This is a genomic window from Citrobacter sp. Cb031 (assembly GCF_030336725.1).
Lineage (GTDB): Bacteria > Pseudomonadota > Gammaproteobacteria > Enterobacterales > Enterobacteriaceae > Citrobacter > Citrobacter braakii.
In genome coordinates, this window is record NZ_JAOWDA010000034.1 from 50,560 (window position 1) to 67,714 (window position 17,155).

At 47.8% G+C, this 17,155-nt stretch carries 18 protein-coding genes, 2 tRNA genes and 3 pseudogenes; 9 read left to right on the top strand and 14 right to left on the bottom strand.

The features are described from left to right. Positions 1-37: 37 nt before the first annotated feature. Together OGV93_RS16600 and OGV93_RS16605 are read right to left on the bottom strand one after the other, a co-directional pair. Positions 38-808: an enoyl-CoA hydratase/isomerase family protein gene (locus OGV93_RS16600; RefSeq protein ID WP_287109838.1), complete on the bottom strand. Its 771-nt coding sequence runs from the start codon at positions 806-808 to the stop codon at positions 38-40. Continuing rightward, positions 805-1,980 (bottom strand): CaiB/BaiF CoA transferase family protein, encoded by a 1,176-nt coding sequence (locus OGV93_RS16605; protein WP_287109840.1) that lies wholly within the window; start codon positions 1,978-1,980, stop codon positions 805-807. The genes OGV93_RS16600 and OGV93_RS16605 overlap by 4 nt, the downstream gene beginning before the upstream one ends. A 202-nt stretch (positions 1,981-2,182) precedes the next feature. On the opposite strand from OGV93_RS16605, the gene OGV93_RS16610 reads away from it, so the two are divergent. Further along, entirely contained in the window at positions 2,183-3,073 is an 891-nt protein-coding gene (locus tag OGV93_RS16610) for a LysR substrate-binding domain-containing protein (RefSeq protein ID WP_287109842.1), read from the top strand. A 298-nt stretch (positions 3,074-3,371) separates the two neighbouring features. Here OGV93_RS16610 and OGV93_RS16615 read toward each other — a convergent pair whose 3' ends face one another. From OGV93_RS16615 to mtfA, 3 genes are all read right to left on the bottom strand, one after another. Beyond that, on the bottom strand, positions 3,372-4,640 hold the full coding sequence (locus tag OGV93_RS16615) for a tyrosine-type recombinase/integrase (RefSeq protein ID WP_287109844.1): 1,269 nt from the start codon (positions 4,638-4,640) through the stop codon (positions 3,372-3,374). Positions 4,641-4,801: 161 nt separating this feature from the next. Continuing rightward, positions 4,802-4,877 (bottom strand) — tRNA-Asn (locus OGV93_RS16620). A 99-nt stretch (positions 4,878-4,976) separates the two neighbouring features. Then, a complete protein-coding gene (mtfA, locus tag OGV93_RS16625) occupies positions 4,977-5,774 on the bottom strand; it encodes a DgsA anti-repressor MtfA (RefSeq protein ID WP_202195365.1) in 798 nt (265 codons plus the stop codon). Positions 5,775-5,867: 93 nt separating this feature from the next. Between mtfA and OGV93_RS16630 the strand changes: the two genes are divergently transcribed. Next, positions 5,868-5,957 (top strand) — tRNA-Ser (locus OGV93_RS16630). A gap of 66 nt (positions 5,958-6,023) precedes the next feature. On the opposite strand, the pseudogene OGV93_RS16635 reads toward OGV93_RS16630, so the two are convergent. Beyond that, positions 6,024-6,218, bottom strand: a pseudogene (locus OGV93_RS16635) (hypothetical protein); the annotation flags it as partial. 71 nt (positions 6,219-6,289) lie between these two features. After that, positions 6,290-6,871, bottom strand: a complete 582-nt coding sequence (locus tag OGV93_RS16640; protein WP_047416060.1) for a serine acetyltransferase — start codon at positions 6,869-6,871, stop codon at positions 6,290-6,292. A gap of 285 nt (positions 6,872-7,156) precedes the next feature. Here OGV93_RS16640 and OGV93_RS16645 point away from each other — a divergent pair. Beyond that, a pseudogene (locus OGV93_RS16645) lies at positions 7,157-7,321 on the top strand (DUF4113 domain-containing protein); the annotation flags it as partial. A gap of 10 nt (positions 7,322-7,331) precedes the next feature. Here OGV93_RS16645 and OGV93_RS16650 read toward each other — a convergent pair. Both OGV93_RS16650 and OGV93_RS16655 read right to left on the bottom strand, forming a co-directional pair. Next, positions 7,332-7,758: pseudogene (locus tag OGV93_RS16650) on the bottom strand (SOS response-associated peptidase family protein). Between the two features lie 157 nt (positions 7,759-7,915). Then, positions 7,916-8,977 (bottom strand): porin, encoded by a 1,062-nt coding sequence (locus OGV93_RS16655; protein ID WP_287109847.1) that lies wholly within the window; start codon positions 8,975-8,977, stop codon positions 7,916-7,918. A gap of 443 nt (positions 8,978-9,420) precedes the next feature. Here OGV93_RS16655 and OGV93_RS16660 point away from each other — a divergent pair, with 443 nt between their 5' ends. The 3 genes from OGV93_RS16660 (at position 9,421) to OGV93_RS16670 (ending at position 12,068) form a co-directional block, all read left to right on the top strand. Next, positions 9,421-10,113 carry a phosphohydrolase gene (locus OGV93_RS16660; protein ID WP_053389322.1) on the top strand — a complete coding sequence of 231 codons (693 nt, stop codon included), beginning with the start codon at positions 9,421-9,423 and terminating at the stop codon, positions 10,111-10,113. Positions 10,114-10,189: 76 nt separating this feature from the next. Then, positions 10,190-11,620 carry a DNA cytosine methyltransferase gene (locus OGV93_RS16665; protein WP_287109849.1) on the top strand — a complete coding sequence of 477 codons (1,431 nt, stop codon included), beginning with the start codon at positions 10,190-10,192 and terminating at the stop codon, positions 11,618-11,620. Beyond that, on the top strand, positions 11,601-12,068 hold the full coding sequence (locus tag OGV93_RS16670) for a very short patch repair endonuclease (protein WP_047357991.1): 468 nt from the start codon (positions 11,601-11,603) through the stop codon (positions 12,066-12,068). The genes OGV93_RS16665 and OGV93_RS16670 overlap by 20 nt, the downstream gene beginning before the upstream one ends. On the opposite strand, the gene yedA is transcribed toward OGV93_RS16670, so the two are convergent. Beyond that, on the bottom strand, positions 12,060-12,980 hold the full coding sequence (gene yedA, locus OGV93_RS16675) for a drug/metabolite exporter YedA (RefSeq protein ID WP_016156848.1): 921 nt from the start codon (positions 12,978-12,980) through the stop codon (positions 12,060-12,062). The genes OGV93_RS16670 and yedA overlap by 9 nt on opposite strands. 178 nt (positions 12,981-13,158) lie before the next feature. Between yedA and OGV93_RS16680 the strand changes: the two genes are divergently transcribed. Together OGV93_RS16680 and OGV93_RS16685 are read left to right on the top strand one after the other, a co-directional pair. After that, complete coding sequence (locus OGV93_RS16680; protein ID WP_016156847.1) at positions 13,159-14,070, top strand: DUF808 domain-containing protein; 912 nt, start codon at positions 13,159-13,161, stop codon at positions 14,068-14,070. Positions 14,071-14,147: 77 nt separating this feature from the next. Continuing rightward, positions 14,148-14,330 (top strand): YodC family protein, encoded by a 183-nt coding sequence (locus OGV93_RS16685; protein ID WP_016153498.1) that lies wholly within the window; start codon positions 14,148-14,150, stop codon positions 14,328-14,330. Positions 14,331-14,536: 206 nt separating this feature from the next. On the opposite strand, the gene yodD is transcribed toward OGV93_RS16685, so the two are convergent. After that, on the bottom strand, positions 14,537-14,764 hold the full coding sequence (yodD, locus tag OGV93_RS16690; RefSeq protein ID WP_003030417.1) for a YodD family peroxide/acid resistance protein: 228 nt from the start codon (positions 14,762-14,764) through the stop codon (positions 14,537-14,539). Positions 14,765-14,927: 163 nt separating this feature from the next. On the opposite strand from yodD, the gene dsrB reads away from it, so the two are divergent. Continuing rightward, the gene (gene dsrB, locus OGV93_RS16695; protein WP_003030419.1) at positions 14,928-15,116 is read left to right on the top strand and encodes a protein DsrB; all 189 of its coding nucleotides are present in this window, start codon (positions 14,928-14,930) and stop codon (positions 15,114-15,116) included. A gap of 54 nt (positions 15,117-15,170) precedes the next feature. Here the strand turns inward: dsrB and rcsA are convergent, their stop codons facing one another. The 3 genes from rcsA to fliQ form a co-directional block, all read right to left on the bottom strand. Further along, positions 15,171-15,794 carry a transcriptional regulator RcsA gene (gene rcsA, locus OGV93_RS16700; RefSeq protein WP_016153497.1) on the bottom strand — a complete coding sequence of 208 codons (624 nt, stop codon included), beginning with the start codon at positions 15,792-15,794 and terminating at the stop codon, positions 15,171-15,173. Between the two features lie 289 nt (positions 15,795-16,083). After that, on the bottom strand, positions 16,084-16,869 hold the full coding sequence (gene fliR / locus OGV93_RS16705) for a flagellar biosynthetic protein FliR (RefSeq protein ID WP_016153496.1): 786 nt from the start codon (positions 16,867-16,869) through the stop codon (positions 16,084-16,086). A gap of 8 nt (positions 16,870-16,877) precedes the next feature. Next, positions 16,878-17,147 carry a flagellar biosynthesis protein FliQ gene (gene fliQ, locus OGV93_RS16710; RefSeq protein ID WP_003030425.1) on the bottom strand — a complete coding sequence of 90 codons (270 nt, stop codon included), beginning with the start codon at positions 17,145-17,147 and terminating at the stop codon, positions 16,878-16,880. Between the last annotated feature and the right edge of the window lie 8 nt (positions 17,148-17,155).

The following is a 17,155-nucleotide window of genomic DNA, read 5'->3' on the forward strand; positions in this document are numbered from 1 at the left end:
CTATTTCGCGATTAAGTTTTCATGGTGCAGGCTTTGACTACCGTCGGCTTAGTTTGCTTATCAGCGCATTGACGCGATGTACCACCTCGGGGTTTGCCACAAGGTTGCGGTACTGCTGTCGTATCCCTGGGGTGTGCCTGAGATTGTCTACCATCCCATGTGTCAGAGAGTTAAATACCGCTTTGGTATAGGCTAAACCTTCGGGCATGCAAAGACAGATGCCTTCGAGTAACGTTGACAGACGCTCTTCAAGTTGAGCAGGAGTGGTGACGACATAGTTCACGAGGCCCTGTGCATATCCATCGACAGCATCAATGGGCTTGCTGCATAGAAACATTTCTTTTGCTTTTCGCGCGCCCAGAACACTGATGGCAAATGCATAGCAATATTCCGGCAGAGGAATACCCATCTTATTGACCGTCATACAAAAATGCGAGCGTTCCGTAGCAAGGACAATATCTGCGAAAAGCGCGATCAGGAAACCTCCTGCATAGACATCACCGTCAATGGCGCAGATAATAGGTACAGGGCTATTAATAATACCATTAAACAGGTCAAACATCGGATCGTGAATTAACTCTTTTACGTCATGGATCTCAGATAAATCATGCCCTGACGACCAGACTTTAATATCAGGGTTTGCTGTAAGCACAATAGCCCTGCAGTTCTTCTCCGCTGCCCGTATCGCAGAGAGTACCTCTTCGGACATCGCATTTGAAAATGCATTGCACTTGTGGTCACGATTGAAACGAATCGTACAAATATCAGCAGTGTATTCAACATTAATATTGATATAGTGAGTCATCATTTGCTCTCCTTTTGGCAGAACTCTTGTTTCACTGCAGCAGTATGTTCACCTGCTTCAGGAACAGGAGCATAGTGGCTGGCATAGCTTTGTTTCAAAAACTTCATAGGGTTACCTGCAACTTTGATGTTCCCGACAGTAACCAGCATGTTGCGCTCTTTAATTTGAGCAGAATGGCAAATTTGCTCCATCGTGTTAATCGGACCTGAAGGAATACCTCCGACCTGTAGAATGTCCAGCCATTCAGCACTTGTTCTCTGAATAAACAGTGGGTGCAGAATTTCACGCATATAATCGCGATTTTTCAGCCTCAGGGAGGGGGACGCAAACAGTTCATTTTGCGCAAGTTCAGGCGCATCGATCGTCTTACAAAATATCTGCCATTGTTTTTCACTAACAACGGCAACCACAATATGACCGTCCCGGGTTGGCAGCGTGCCAAATGGTGCAGCGGCACCACTACGGTTGCCGTCATTCTCAGGCTCTTTATTCAGTGAGGTATATGCCGCTACCGGCGCAATTTGCATAGCAAACAGGGAATCAACCATTGCTACATCAATGTGATCTCCCTCTCCGTAGCGTTCACGAGCGAAAAGGGCGGTAGTTATTGCCATGTAACCCCACATTGCTGTGGCAACGTCTGCTATTGAAAAGCCGACACGGTTTGGGCCCGTATTATTGTTGCCATTTGTTTGCATCAACCCCGAATAGGCTTGTGCGACCAGATCAAAACATGCGTGATCGTGATTTGGCCCCGTCTGCCCAAAACCACTTAATGAAGCATAAATAATCTCGGGGTTGAGCTGTTTCACTGCATCATAGCCAAGCCCCAGTCTGTTCATCACTCCGGGACGGAAATTTTCAACCAGCACGTCTGCGTGACGAATTAATTTTTTTGCAAAATCAAGGTCCTCTGCATTTTTCAGGTCAAGACATACGCTTTCTTTACCCCGGTTCACGCTGACAAAATAATAAGAGGGCTCCGTATCGCCGATAGGCCAGGTCTTACGGAGAAAATCCCCGTTTGGTGGCTCAATTTTAATTACCCGGGCGCCGCTATCAGCGAGTAGTTGAGTTGCAAGTGGCCCTGCAACGGCGGCAGTGAAATCGATGATAGTAAGGCCATCCAGCTTCCGGGGCGTTATATCTGATGATTCAGAAAATAATGTACGCATTTCAAATTCCTTAGCCGAGTCGATAAAATATGTTGCGCAGTAGGGGCTTGCCTCATGGGCGTCAGTGCCACTGAGCTGTGGGTAAGAAAAAGCGCAGTAGTACTTAAGTGAACTCAGCATAAGAAATAACGTCATAGATTTGAAATATGGATTTGCGCTGAAGCAATCGTTTTTATTTATGGATAAGGTGTGTGGGTAACCTATGGATCTACGTCAATTGCGGTACTTTGTTAAGGTTGTTGAATTCGGCAATGTCACGCGTGCGAGTGAGGGGCTGCATATCGCTCAGCCCGCAGTAAGCCAGCAGATACGCAACCTTGAGCAAGAAATGGGGATGCAGCTTCTGGAAAGAAGCTCTCATGGGGTTACTGCTACAGCGGCAGGGAAAACACTTTACCGGCACGCGCAGGCGTTGTTGCGTGAGGCGGACAGAACACGCGAGCTGTTAAAGCTGGATGCCGACGTTCCGCAGGGAAAAGTATCCGTCGGGCTCCCTTCGAGCTCTTCCAGAATGCTTGCTATTCCTTTGGCCCAGAGGGTGGTTGAGCGCTATCCCGGTATTTCACTCGAACTCATTGAGATCCCGACGGCCGATATGCCCGGAATGATTGAGAGTGGACGTATTGATCTGGCTATTGCGGCTGATGCGGTGGAATCGCCCGGTGTCAGTAAAGTCCACCTCTTTTCTGAAGATCTGCATATGGTAATGTGGCCTGAATGTGAATGGCCATTCGATGCGATCTCACTTTCGGAGCTTGCTCGTTTTCCTATGATACTCCCTGGCTTTCCTAACTCTATACGAACCCGCGTCGAGCGCGCTTTGAGCCAACAAGGATTACCCTTCAACATTTTATTTGAGGCCAGTTCGATCACGTTATTATTTGCCGCAGTGCAAGCGAAGCTGGGAGTAACCGTTCTGCCGTGGAATACAACCTATTCTGAATTGGAAGGGCGCAAGCTCAGGTTTTCACGTATTGAATATCCGCATTTTAGTCGTGAAATATCTCTGTGCTGGCATAGTACCAGGTTGGCAAGCAATGCATGCGCCAAAATAAAAGAAGATATTCTTGAACTTATCGGCACCCGAAAATAACGAGTGAATAACAGGGAAGATAACGCCCAGACCTGTTATGCAGTACGGGGGAGATAACAGAAATATACCAGCTGACTTTTCATGCCATTTTGCTGAGTTAATATCGTGGACTGACCCCGTTCCGGTAGACGATCCTGCCCTATAGTTGGAGTTATGAGTTTATAGAAAAACTTTCTATTATAAAAAATAAAATAATACTCCTGATTTTTGTTGGAACTCTGTGTTGTTGGCGAAGGAAAAAAACCGCATCAGTCTGCACTGATACGGCTTTGATTTGTCAGGATGGATAATTCATTCGTCAGGCTGCAGTGTCGTTTTTTTCTCTGTTCAGAATATAGGGTGGTACATAAGATTTTCGGCAAATATCAAGATAATCCGACCACCACTGCATCATCGCTTTACGGGCCTCCAGATATTCCGCTTTGTGAATGTAAGCCGCCCGAACGCTATTGCGTTCCTGGTGGCTCATCTGACGTTCAACGGCATCCTGTGACCACCGGCCTGACTCCATCAGGGCACTGCAGGCCATTGCCCGGAATCCGTGGCCGCAGATTTCATTTTTAGTGTCATATCCTGTCAGGCGCAGCGCCTTGTTGACAGTGTTTTCGCACATGGGTTTATACGGATTATGATCACCGGGAAAAATCAGCTCCTGATGCCCGGATATTTCCCGGATCTGTTTCAGAATATCGATGGATTGACTGGAGAGGGGAACGATATGCGGTGTACGCATTTTCGCGCCACGTCCGGAATAGCGGACACCGGGGATGGCCTCGCGAGTGGCCGGAATGGTCCAGATTTTGTGATTGAAATCAATCTCAGACCAACGGGCAAAGCGCAGTTCGCTGGAACGGATGAACAGGTGCAGGGTGAGTAATACAGCCAGTCGGGTTAATTCTCGTCCTTGCTGATATCCGCCAATGCGAGCCAAAAGCTCGGGCAATCGCTCCAGTGGAAGGGCAGGGTAGTGGCGTTTAACCGGAGGGGCGATGATACCGTCCAGATTCGCCGCCGGATTGCTCTCTATTAACTCCTTATGCACAGCATAACGCATGATATTGCACATCTGCTGCCGTGTACGTGCCGCCACTTCCAGCAGACCTTTTTGCTCAATGCCTTTCAGCAGGTCGATAAAGTGACGAGGCTTCAGTTCAGTTACCGGCAGGTGTCCAATCACAGGGAAGATATGGTTGTTCATGCTGGCAAGCATACGGTCGGCGGTATTCTGTGACCATGTTCTGTTACTTTTATGCCAGCTTAATGCAACGTGCTTAAACGTTTTTTCCGGAGAGCGGGCAGCTTTCTCTGCGATACGTTGCTGTGCAGGATTGATATTCTGCGTCAGCAGCTTGCGTATGCCATCACGTTGCTGTCGGGCGTAAGCCAGAGAAACATCGGGATAGGCACCTAAGCCAAGGCGGGATTCTTTACCATTGATACGATATTTGAGATACCAGAGACGTGAACCGGCTGGGTTAACCAAGAGATACAGACCGTGGGAATCGGAAACTTTGAAGGATTTTACTGATGGTTTTAAGTTGCGGATTTTTGAGTCGTTAAGAGACATTTGGGGGTCACTCCGTCATCGAACCAATCTGACCCCAAATCTGACCACCAATTTTTCCCGATGCGGAGGATAAAATCAAAATGCATCGGGAAGAGTTTTCACGCTAAGCCGTTGTATCAAAACCAAATAGGTATTAATGAGGCGGCATGAAAACAGAAATATGGCTCCTCTGACTGGACTCGAACCAGTGACATACGGATTAACAGTCCGCCGTTCTACCGACTGAACTACAGAGGAATCGTGTGAACGAGGCGCATATTACTGACCTCATCATGAGGTGTCAACAGTAAAATTAGCGCGTCATTTCAATTGGTTAATTAATCTTCAAATTCAGTGTTAATGCGTGTTTGGTGAGCGATAATCGTCGTCTCCCCGGGTATCGCGTAACCGCTCCATGGGGTTCTGGCGATAAAACTGGATGAAACGCTGCCATAAGGCAGGAAAACGCGGAGCAAATAATTCAGGAGCACTGAAAAAATACTCGGATAGCACGGCAAAGCATTCAGCAGGATCGGTCGCTGCGTAGGCATCTATACTGCACGCAGTTTCTCCAACCAGATCGATCTCATCCTGAATATTGTTCATAGCAGCATGCAGGTCGTGTTCCCAACCGGCTATATCGCGCAGGGGAATCGCCGGAATACCGCTGGCACGATCGCCATTACGCATATCAAGCTTGTGCGCCACTTCATGGATGATCAGATTAAAGCCGGAGGCATCAAAGGAATCCTGAATATCAAGCCAGTTGAGGATTATCGGGCCTTGTTGCCAACTCTGCCCGGACTGTACCACGCGTTGATTATGCACCAGCCCAATATCGTCTTCCCATTCATCGTCTACGACAAATGGGGCAGGGTAGATGAGAACTTCATGAAACCCGTCAAGCCACTCAATCCCCATTTCCAGAACAGGTAAACAGAATAGCAGAGCAATGCGCGCACTTTTTAGCGGGTCCAGCTCAAACCCCTGAAGAGCGACTAATCTTTTTTGATGTAAAAAGCGCTCGGCCAGGGCAATAAGTCTGGCTTGTTCTTGCTCGGTGAGATTCACCAAAAGGGGAATAGCCAGGGCGTCGTCCCACGGCCAATCGTCACTCCGGGTTGCTTCTTGTTCTTTCCAGGGCCACTTAATCATCGTTTTGCTCGCAAACTCGTCACTTGAACGAAATTGACGGAACTGGGTCTGTTAAAATGCCAAATTACCTGGCATCATGGCAACCGCCAAAACGGAGAGATGCCAGAGCGGCTGAATGGACCGGTCTCGAAAACCGGAGTAGGGGTAACTCTACCGGGGGTTCAAATCCCCCTCTCTCCGCCACTATTCAAACACTTAGCACAATTCCTTTCAACGACTCATGTCACACTTGGTATAGTGTTGGTATATTCACTTGGTATAAAACTCGTCATCATCATCTTCTGATTTGCCCAATACTGGAAGATCCAGTGTGGGAGAAATTTTCACTTTTCTGTCATAAACCACAACCTGGCTTTCAGTTTTGTGACCTGGGAATAGTTGCTTGTCCTTACTCGAGCCTTCATAATCCGATATTCCCTTGGCTTTGAGATCATGAAAAGTACACGGCAGTTTTCTATCTGGTTTTTTTCCTGCTTACATCTGAACGTTTGTCTGAACAAATATTAATACCCCCTCTATGAGGAGGGGGAAACTATAATTCGTGATTTTTTTTCTGTGACGTAGGTGCAGTTAGATGGAATATTAGATTTAATAAATGACATTGCACCAATTTTGACATTGTCACCAATTTTCACAGAAAGACCAATGATGCATGTATTTGCACCTATGTCAACATTATTACCGATTGTTAACCTTAAAGATTTGCAATCCTTGTCTATTTGTCCTATTACGCAGTTTTGTCTGATAATAAAATTATCCCCAATGTCAACAGAGCCGTGAATAACTATGCCTGAATGGTGCGGGATCAATAAGCCTTTGCCTATATTTGCACCCAATCCTATTTCACAGCCAAATCTCTCAATTATTTTGTTATTCAGCTTTATTGCTGCTCTTTTTTGGTATTTCCCACCATTTTTGTACATTTCATTGGCTAGGCGCCACCAAAAAAGGAAATTTCTGTGTCTTAATTTTTTCTCGCGTAGTAATCTTATGATTGAAAAATACGGTCTCCTTATAATCTCACTCTTCCAATAATAGAATAGTTCTTGTGAACGCCCGAATATTACGAATTTTAAGGCGATAATGTATTTAATCATAAATTTCCTTTAAGTAACGTTTTGTTTTGTTGAATTATTTTTGTAACTTTAACTTACGCTTAGCTACGATATTTTGATCTGTGTCTATGCCTTAATAAAGGAGTTTAGTTTTTCTTGTGGACCTTCTCTTTCATGACGAAATTCAGATTGTGTTATACCTACCACTTTGTGATGTTTGTTGTACTATTGTTACAAATAATGTATTTGATAAGGGGAAGTTTTGCAACATGCCTGACAGTAAAAATACCGACAAGTCAAAGGCAGGCTTTTTCTTTCATGTCAAGGGGGAGCGAGAAGCTGATGGAGATTTTGGATCATATGAATGCAAAGGAAGTAAGGGGAGCGCTTTATTTCGCCGGTCAGGGTACCCAGCAACAGTGGGCAATTAAAAGAGAGATGCAGTCACCCCGATATACCACCCGCGATGAAGACCTGCTCCGGGTTAAGTAACAGGCTTAATTTAATCTGCTCCCTGATTTTTCACATTTCCGACGGCACGTGTTACGGCATGCCATATAAATTTATCAGCCGGCACGACACAGTCAGTTGCAATTTCAGCTGCTTCTTTCCCTCCAAGATCCTGCTTCATCCATTCGTGCGCGGCTTCCGGTAGCACTGGTAGCACTACCAACGGTTGTCTGTCGTAAATATCTACCAGTCCTTTGTCGGCCATTGTTTCAGACCGTGCGTTAATTAGCAGCGGTTTATCCCACCACCTCGGGCGTATCCCCAAAGTACAGGGTCAAGGTGCAGTTGTTCATCACGTTCACTCAGCAGCAGAACTTTGATGGCAGGTGCCACGTTGAAACGTCCGATGGGTCTGGATCGTATGGAATGTCGCGTTCAGCTTCTTCAGAGAGCAGGGCGAGATAGTCTTCACGCGTCATTTCAAGCACTTGCACGCCTTGCTTTCAACGACAGTTCTCATGGATGTCTTTTTCTTTGAGTATCCTCACAAGTTTATCGTTGTAATGCCCGTGTGGTAAAAAATACGCTTCGTTGAACAAAAAAAGCCCGCAGCGCGGGCTTTTGAGTTTGTGGAGATTAGAACTGGTACACAATGCCCATGGCAAACTGATCATCAACTGCGTTGCCAGTAATTGCGCCGTCTTCTTTATCCAGCAGGTTAAATTTATACGCTGTGTAGACGTTCATATTTTTATTGAAGTAGTACCAAGTGCCAAGCTCGACGTAATTCACGCGGTCAGCGTTAACACCGCCGGCCAGGTCTTTACCCTGCGAGTAAACGTAACCCAGGGATGGACGCAGACCAAAGTCGAACTGATATTGAACGACTGCTTCAACGTTTTGCGTTTTGTTTGCAAAACCCTGATCGGTTCCGGTTCGGGTCATATTACGCGTTTCGCCATACATCGCTGCCGCATAAATGCTGTTGGCGTCATATTTTGCTGCCAGGGACCAGACTTCAGCGTTGCTGCCATAGCCATCGATGGATTGTTTGTCCGCACGGTCGGATTTACCATACACCGCGACGACACCAAAGCCATCCACGTTATAGTCCACCGACATGCTGTAGCCGTCGCCATTTGCTTTAGTGACAGCGTGATCGTCATTTTTGCCCTGGTACTGCAGCGCGAAATTAAGACCCTCAACCATGCCGAAGAAGTCTGTGTTGCGGTAGGTCGCCACGCCGTTGGTACGACCGGTCATGAAATTATCCGTCGCAGACCAGGAATCGCCACCCCATTCAACCAGCATATCGGTGTAGGCTGCCGCATCGTAGGCTACGCCATAGTTACGACCATAATCAAATGAGCCGTAATCCGCATATTTCAGGCCCGCGAAGGCCAGACGGGTTTTTTGCCCCTGAGAGCCTTCCGCATTGCTGGCGTCGAGGTTGTGTTCAAACTGACCAAAACCTGTCAACTCGTTGCTGATCTGGGTTTCACCTTTCACCCCAAAACGGGCGTAAGAGGTGTCAGCATTTTCACTGTTACTGCTATCCGTATTCGACCAGATGCGTTCGCCTACCATCTTGCCGTAAAAATCAATTTTATTGCCGTTCTTATTATAAATTTCAGCCGCATTTGCTGCGCTTGCAGCGAATAAGGCAGGGAGAAGCAGTGCCAGTACTTTTCTTTTCATTATGTATTCCCTTTATATAATAATTAAAATGAATATGTAGCGCTATCTGAAAGACTACATTTGAATACTATCTATGAAGTTCATTTAATTTTAAATATAACATGTAACAAATGTATTTAAGATATTTCAAAATGTTTCATTATTGCTTTTATATAATTAAAATCGCATGTCATTTGAATTGGTATTATCTATATAAATGTATTTTTATCATATAGTTATGATTTTTGTTTTTCTATCCTGTTAAATGTATATTATTGATATTTGTTATTTATTTTGTATGCGTAATTATAATTAATCTGCTTGTTATTGAATAATGGGTTTATATATCCGTGATAGTGATAATTATTAAGTGAATAATATGTATTGGTGATAAAAAAGCGTCGGCGGTAGTCTGACATGAGAATTGTTGCTAAGGTGGTTTTCTTTCTGCGAAGAGCGAGAGTATGGAACTACAGTACTGGCAGTCGAAATTTGAAGCCTGGTTACGTGACAATCATTCCGGGCACGACGCTGCCCATGACATCTTTCATTTTCGTCGCGTCTGGATGACGTCACAAAAGTTGAGCATGGATGTGACCGTAGACTGGCTGGTGGTGCTGACGGCGTGCTACTTCCACGATCTCGTCAGTTTGCCGAAGAATCATCCCGATCGTCATCGTTCGTCGGTACTGGCAGCCCAGGAAACGCGTCGCGTTTTGAAGCGTGATTTCCCTGATTTTCCACAACAACGATTACCTGCCGTGTGCCATGCTATTGAGGCGCACAGTTTCAGCGCCAAAATCGTACCAGAAACCCTTGAAGCCAAAATCGTGCAGGATGCTGACCGGCTTGAGGCGTTGGGCGCAATTGGTTTAGCACGGGTATTTGCCGTGTCCGGCGCGTTAGGCGTGGCGCTGTTTGATGCGGAAGATCCGTTTGCCCGACAGCGTAGCCTTGATGATAAACAGTACGCACTCGATCACTTCCAGACCAAATTGTTGACGCTGCCGCTGACGATGCAAACTGAACACGGTCGGCATTTGGCGCAACATAATGCTGACTTCTTACTGACGTACATGGCGAAGCTGAGTGCGGAGTTAAAAGGAGAATATGAAATGCTGGATCTTGACGCGATTCAACCCTTTAAGCTGCGTTAGTCGCCAGTACAGCCGCAACGTCAACCGCGCTAATTTATGTTAACCTGTCAGCTATCCATTTCGGCCGGTTAAATGTATGCAGGATAATTTTTCAGTAGCAGGTTCCATGAACCCGATGACAGATGATAACGAGGCCGCCGCACAGGTGATTTTGGCTAAGTTGCTTGAAATATATGACGTGAAAACGCTGGTTGCTCATCTGAATGGTGTTGGCGAGAACCGCTGGAGTCCGGCCATCTTCAAGCGAGTGGTTGCCAATGAAACGTGGCATCGCCTCAGCGACGGTGAGTTGGCTCATCTGAACGACTTGCTGCCGAGGCCGCCTGCGCATCATCCACATTATGCTTTTCGCTTTATCGATCTTTTTGCCGGTATTGGCGGCATTCGTCGCGGCTTTGAGGCGATTGGCGGGCATTGCGTGTTTACCAGTGAGTGGAACAAGCATGCGGTGCGCACCTACAAAGCGAATCACTACTGCGATCCTCACCAGCACCATTTTAATGAAGATATTCGCGATATCACCCTCAGTCATCATGAGGGGGTGAGTGACCAGCAGGCGGCGGAACATATCCGCCAGCATGTTCCGCAGCATGACGTGCTGCTGGCGGGATTTCCTTGTCAGCCATTCTCTCTGGCCGGTGTATCAAAGAAAAACGCGTTAGGGCGGGCTCATGGCTTCGCCTGCGATACGCAAGGCACACTTTTTTTTGACGTGGTGCGCATCATTGATGCACGTCGGCCGGCAATATTTGTGCTCGAAAACGTCAAAAACCTGAAGAGTCACGATCAGGGGAAAACGTTCCGCATCATTATGCAAACGCTGGATGAGCTGGGTTATGACGTGGCTGATGCACACGATAACGGGCCGGACGATCCGAAAATTATCGATGGGCAACATTTTTTGCCCCAGCATCGCGAACGTATTGTGCTCGTCGGCTTTCGCCGCGATCTGAATCTGAAATCAGACTTCACGTTGCGCGATATTGTCTCCCGCTATCCTCAGCGGCGTACGACGCTGGCGGAGCTACTTGAGCCGACCGTCGATGCAAAATATGTGCTCACGCCGGTGCTGTGGAAATATCTGTATCGTTATGCGAAAAAGCATCAGGCACGGGGCAATGGATTTGGCTATGGCATGGTGTATCCCGGCAATCCCGATTGCGTAACGCGCACATTATCGGCGCGTTACTATAAAGATGGGGCGGAGATCTTGATCGACCGCGGTTGGGATATGGCGCAGGGTGAAAAGGATTTTGATGATCCGCACAATCAGCGATACCGTCCGCGCAGGCTGACGCCCAGAGAGTGCGCGCGCCTGATGGGATTTGAATCACCTCAGGGCTATCAGTTCAGGATCCCGGTGTCGGACACACAGGCTTATCGTCAGTTTGGTAATTCGGTGGTCGTCCCGGCATTTGCGGCGGTAGCCAGACTGCTGGAGCCAAAAATCAAACAGGCGGTTGCTATTCGCGAGAAAGAGAAACTGCATGGCAGACGTTCACGATAAAGCGACGCGCAGTAAAAATATGCGGGCGATAGCAACCCGCGATACCGCAATTGAAAAACGCCTTGCCAGCGTACTGGCAGAGCAGGGGGTAACGTTTCGCGTGCAGGATGCGACGTTACCCGGTCGTCCCGATTTCGTGGTGGATGATTATCGTTGTGTGATTTTTACCCACGGCTGTTTCTGGCATCATCACAACTGCTATCTATTCAAAGTCCCCGCCACACGAACAGCGTTCTGGCTGGAAAAAATAGGCAAAAATGTTCAGCGTGACGCGCGGGATTGTGAAAAATTGCAGGCTCTGGGCTGGCGCGTACTGATTGTCTGGGAGTGCGCCCTGCGTGGGCGCGAAAAGCTGGGGGATGACGCGTTGTCCGAACGCGTCATCGAGTGGATCTGCGGCGGTGGCGCAAGTGCGCAGATCGACACCCTCGGTATCCATTTACTGTAACGTCTTTTCCGACGGGGTCGCAACGGCGTCCGCTTTAATGGGAAATAAGTATTTACCGAGTGTGACCAGTACCACCGCAAATACAATCACGCCAAGCGCCAGCCATTCGATGGGCGCCAGACTTTCTCCTCCCAGGCCGGTACCTAACAGTACGGCGACAACCGGATTAACGTAGGCATAGCTAGTGGCTAATGCCGGGCTGACGTTGCGGATCAAGTACATATACGCGTTGATGGCAATAATAGAACCAAACACGGCCAGATAGGCGACCGCCATAAAGCCTGAAAACGTCGGCATAGTGGTCAACTTTTCCCCGGAAATCAGCGAGGCGCACATCAGCACAATACCGGCGGCTAACATTTCAATGGCTCCGGCCATCATGCCAACGGGTAACGTTATGCGCGAGCCGTACACTGAGCCAAACGCCCAGCTTATCGAACCTATCAGGATTAAAATTGCTCCCCATGGATTACCACTCAAATTACCACCGCTGTTCAGCATGATGATCCCCGCGAGTCCAATTGCGATCCCCATCCATTCAAGTTTGCGTGTTTTGATGCCAAAAAAGTGGCTAAAACACAGCGTAAACAGCGGGACGGTGGCGACCACTACGGCGGCAATACCGGAAGGCACATTTTGATGTTCTGCGACGGTGACCAGTCCGTTACCGACAGCCAGCAGCAGGATACCAATTAACGCGGCGTTCAGGAGCACGCGCAGAGGCGGCAGCTTATGTCCGCGGATAAGTAAGAATGCTGTTAATAAAATCCCCGCAGAGAGAAAACGAACGCCAGCCATCATCAACGGCGGCCAGCTTTCAACGCCAATGCGAATAACGAAGTACGTGGAACCCCAAATGATGTACAGCGCGAAAAGCGCACTGAAAAGCGGTAGCAATTGCCTGAAACGCATAATCCCTCACGGTGGAAATAAAAAGGTGCAACATAGTAAACGTTAAAACTATCTTGCTGGCGAGATTTATAATTACGTGCTGATGTTAAAAATTTGTTGACCAGAAAGGTCAGTTTCAGCATTGCGTGTTTTACTTCATACTTATGACTGCAAAAAAATAATATTGAGGGTAAAAATTTTGGCAGGAAGTAGCTTATTGACCTTACTCGATGATATCGCCACTTTGCTGGATGATATCTCTGTCATGGGAAAACTGGCCGCGAAAAAAACCGCGGGTGTGCTGGGCGATGATCTGTCGCTTAACGCGCAGCAGGTGTCGGGTGTGCGGGCGAACCGCGAACTCCCGGTGGTCTGGAGCGTAGCGAAAGGATCGTTTGTTAACAAAGTTATCCTTGTGCCGTTGGCGCTATTGATAAGCGCCTTCATTCCCTGGGCGATCACCCCCTTATTAATGGTAGGCGGGGCGTTCCTCTGTTTTGAAGGTGTAGAAAAAGTTCTCCATACCCTGGAAGCGCGTAAGCACAAAGAAACCCCGGAAGAGCGTCAGCAGCGTCTGACATCTTTGGCAGCGCAAGATCCACTCACCTTTGAGAAAGACAAAATTAAAGGGGCGATACGTACCGACTTTATTTTATCTGCTGAGATTGTCGCGATTACGCTGGGGATCGTAGCGGATGCGCCATTGTTGAATCAGGTGTTGGTGTTATCTGGCATCGCGTTAGTGGTGACCGTGGGGGTCTACGGCCTGGTCGGGATTATCGTTAAGCTCGATGATATCGGATACTGGTTGGCAGAAAAGCGCAGTACGCTGGCCCAGTCGCTGGGTAAAGGGTTGCTGGTTGTTGCCCCCTGGCTTATGAAAACACTTTCCGTGGTCGGCACGCTGGCGATGTTTTTGGTTGGCGGCGGAATTGTGGTGCACGGAATAACACCGCTGCATCATGCGATTGAACATTTTGCCCAACAGCAAAGTGCATTGATTGCGCTGATGCTTCCGACCCTGCTGAATCTGGTGCTCGGTTTTATCATTGGCGCAATAGTGGTGCTGCTGGTGAAAGGTGTCGCCAGAGTGCGCGGAGTTTCGCACTAATTGTCGCAGGGTTGATTACGCAAAACCCTTCTTTGTCGTCTAAGGTGTAAAGGTTTCTCTTGATACAGGAGGCAGGTATGGTCTTTTCTGTCAGTGAGGAAGTCACCTCCAAAGAGGGTGGCCCACGCATGATCGTTACCGGGTATGCCAGCGGAATGGTGGAGTGTCGCTGGTACGACGGCTTTGGCGTCAAACGGGAAGCATTCCGTGAAGATGAACTGGTGCCGGGCGAGCGAAGAAAGCTCTGCCAGGATGCCTGAACACCTGGGGTGCGCGTAACCGGGTGATCTTTCAATCATTAGTTATATTTATCATTTTGGTGAGAATTATTTACTTGTCAGGCAAAAAAATTGCAGATAAGGTTTGTTTCACATCAGATTTCCTGGTGTAACGAATTTTCAAGTGCTTCTTGCATAAGCAAGCTTGATCCCGACCCGATAAGGGCCGGGATTTTTTTCGCCCTCAGTCAGCGATTGATCTCCGACACGCTAAAATCATGGATATCAAGCTCGAACGCGTCGGCCAGTTCATGCCACGTGTGGTAATCACGTCCGTCGACGCTGACGCGTTCAGGGTCATCCTGACTTCGATGAATTTCACTCTCGCAGATTTCGTTGATTGCCTTCAGCAGCGCGTCCACATCGACGCTGACTTCACGTTTGGCCGTATCGCTGTACTCTTTCGCGGTTTTCATCCTCATACCTCTCAACCGTTAAGGATACCGGGGGAGCGCATCCAAACATCAGATACGCACAACTTAAGTATAGACCGTCGATAAAACCCGCAATCGCGCGAGGCGGGCGCTGCCAGAAAAAGGAAATTGTTCTACACTGGCACAAAGCCACAGGAGGAAAACTATGAAGGTGAATGATCGGGTCACAGTCAAAACGGACGGCGGTCCTCGTCGACCGGGCGTGGTACTGGCTATCGAAGAGTTTAGTGAAGGCACCATGTACCTGGTTTCGCTGGAAGACTACCCGCTCGGTATCTGGTTCTTTAATGAGTCAGGTCATCAGGATGGTATCTTCGTGGAAAAAGTAGAATAAGGTGAGTTTTGCTGCATGATCCTGACTGGTGGATTCGCCACCAGTCAGAACGTGTTAGCGCGTATTCACAAAGATACCATTGGTAACGTTATCGGTGAGTCTCACAACGTGATAGATAACTTGCTTATTATGCGTTTTTATCTTTCGTTTTATATTCCCCTTATGGGATGACACGGTCTTGGCCTTGATATTCATTTGGTCGGATATCTGTATTGTTCCCTGACCCTCCATCCACATGCGAAGCATGCTGGACTCGGTACGGCTCAATGATAATGTCGGTAGATTCACATCAATGACAAAATCTACTTCTTTTTTCAGAATATCGCCAAGGAGTTCATCCAGTGAATCGGGTTTAATCGACTTAGAACTAATCAATAAATTTTTTCTGACTAATAGATACTCATCAAAATGCACGTTGGCAATTGCCATAAACACAATAAATAATGTGCCGGGATGCTGATTAATGATTTGCTTTATTTGCTGGCTATTAGCAGGATCGTGGATAAAGCAGTCCTCATTAATAAACACCACAGCGGGCTGTTGAGAGACACAGGCGAGACTGAGCTCCTCAACGTTGGAAATGTTGTTGATTTCCCTTTTCTTCACCCCCCGACTTACCAGATATCCGGTCAACCCTAGCCGGGTGTAACTGCACAAATCCATAATAATCGTTGACATGGCATACCCTCACTCAATGCGTAACGATAATTCCCCTTACCTGATTATTTTCATCACAACTAAACGGAATAATAACGACCCAAGATGACGCTTTCGCTGTTTTTCAGGCGAAATTACTATCCCGTAAAGTTGCGTATAATTTGCCAGGAAACATCTTAAAGTAAAGTAAATGTTGCGTTATGTGAGTGAGTCAATAATAAATAAACCGCGACAGAGATATCCTGGTGGATGTTGTCGCTTTTTAAATTTAGGACAATCCTTAGTAAAACAGGATAAAAATTAAGGGTTATTATTTTCCGGGCATTTCGCTGACAATATCAGCCAACAAATTAAAAATTTCGCTGAATAATCGCTCGCAAAATGGCGCAATTAATGGCATCAGGGCCGCCATTAATGAAATACCCACGGCGAGGGTGAGTGGAAAACCGATGACGAAAATCGACAGCTGAGGAGCCATGCGATTCAACAGACCGAGTGCGAGGTTTAGGGTGAGTAGCAGCGTCATTATCGGCAGGGCCAACATTAGCCCGTTGAGGAAAATCAGGCTACCCGCCCGCGCCAGCGCGAGAAACGCATTGCTGTTCACCGGATTGCCGCCGATTGGCAAGGTATGAAATGTATCCACCAACAGCGAAATAAGCCACAAATGGCCGTTAAAAGTCAGGAATAACAGCATGGCGAGCATGTCGATCAGTCTCGCCAGTACCGGCATATTCAGACGGCTGCCGGGATCAAAGAAGGTTGCGAAGGAGAGACCCATTTGCAGACCAATTAATTCCCCGGCGGTACGTACTGCCGCGAACGCAAACTGCATAGTGAAGCCCAGAGCGATGCCGATCAGGATTTGTTGCATTGCCTGCCATAGCGCCACGATAGAAAAGATAGGGACGTCTACCGGGGGAATCGACGGAGCGATAACGACGGTTATCATTAACCCCAGCCCCAGTTTTACTCGTTTGGGGATCGCGCGCTCGCTGAGAATTGGAGCCGTTGAGATGAGCGCCAGGATGCGCAGCAAAGGCCAGAAGTAAAGATTCAGCCAGTGGAGCCACTCAACGCTGGTCACCTGCAGCATAATGTCATCTACCCGATGATGTAGGGGATATTGCTGAACAGCGTACGTACGTAGTCGAGCAGCAGGTTAAGCATCCACGGGCCGGCAACAATGATGGCAATAAAAACCGCGACAATTTTGGGAATGAAGGACAGCGTCATTTCGTTTATCTGGGTCGCCGCCTGCAAAATACTGATGATAAGACCTGTGACGAGGGCGACCAACAGCAAAGGTGCGGCAAGGGCCAGGGCGACTTTCATCGCCTCTGTGCCCATCATCATGACCGATTCAGGTGTCATTTCGCGCC

What these genes read in the sequence shown, in the direction of transcription:
- OGV93_RS16605 (WP_287109840.1), bottom strand. Translation starts at nt 1,980, where the DNA reads ATGCGTACATTATTTTCTGAATCATCAGATATAACGCCCCGGAAGCTG.
- OGV93_RS16670 (WP_047357991.1), top strand. Translation starts at nt 11,601, where the DNA reads ATGGCAGACGTTCACGATAAAGCGACGCGCAGTAAAAATATGCGGGCG.
- OGV93_RS16660 (WP_053389322.1), top strand. Translation starts at nt 9,421, where the DNA reads ATGGAACTACAGTACTGGCAGTCGAAATTTGAAGCCTGGTTACGTGAC.
- OGV93_RS16600 (WP_287109838.1), bottom strand. Translation starts at nt 808, where the DNA reads ATGATGACTCACTATATCAATATTAATGTTGAATACACTGCTGATATT.
- fliR (WP_016153496.1), bottom strand. Translation starts at nt 16,869, where the DNA reads ATGCTGCAGGTGACCAGCGTTGAGTGGCTCCACTGGCTGAATCTTTAC.
- dsrB (WP_003030419.1), top strand. Translation starts at nt 14,928, where the DNA reads ATGAAGGTGAATGATCGGGTCACAGTCAAAACGGACGGCGGTCCTCGT.
- mtfA (WP_202195365.1), bottom strand. Translation starts at nt 5,774, where the DNA reads ATGATTAAGTGGCCCTGGAAAGAACAAGAAGCAACCCGGAGTGACGAT.
- OGV93_RS16685 (WP_016153498.1), top strand. Translation starts at nt 14,148, where the DNA reads ATGGTCTTTTCTGTCAGTGAGGAAGTCACCTCCAAAGAGGGTGGCCCA.
- OGV93_RS16610 (WP_287109842.1), top strand. Translation starts at nt 2,183, where the DNA reads ATGGATCTACGTCAATTGCGGTACTTTGTTAAGGTTGTTGAATTCGGC.
- OGV93_RS16665 (WP_287109849.1), top strand. Translation starts at nt 10,190, where the DNA reads ATGCAGGATAATTTTTCAGTAGCAGGTTCCATGAACCCGATGACAGAT.
- OGV93_RS16615 (WP_287109844.1), bottom strand. Translation starts at nt 4,640, where the DNA reads ATGTCTCTTAACGACTCAAAAATCCGCAACTTAAAACCATCAGTAAAA.
- fliQ (WP_003030425.1), bottom strand. Translation starts at nt 17,147, where the DNA reads ATGACACCTGAATCGGTCATGATGATGGGCACAGAGGCGATGAAAGTC.
- OGV93_RS16655 (WP_287109847.1), bottom strand. Translation starts at nt 8,977, where the DNA reads ATGAAAAGAAAAGTACTGGCACTGCTTCTCCCTGCCTTATTCGCTGCA.
- yedA (WP_016156848.1), bottom strand. Translation starts at nt 12,980, where the DNA reads ATGCGTTTCAGGCAATTGCTACCGCTTTTCAGTGCGCTTTTCGCGCTG.
- rcsA (WP_016153497.1), bottom strand. Translation starts at nt 15,794, where the DNA reads ATGTCAACGATTATTATGGATTTGTGCAGTTACACCCGGCTAGGGTTG.
- yodD (WP_003030417.1), bottom strand. Translation starts at nt 14,764, where the DNA reads ATGAAAACCGCGAAAGAGTACAGCGATACGGCCAAACGTGAAGTCAGC.
- OGV93_RS16640 (WP_047416060.1), bottom strand. Translation starts at nt 6,871, where the DNA reads ATGATTAAATACATTATCGCCTTAAAATTCGTAATATTCGGGCGTTCA.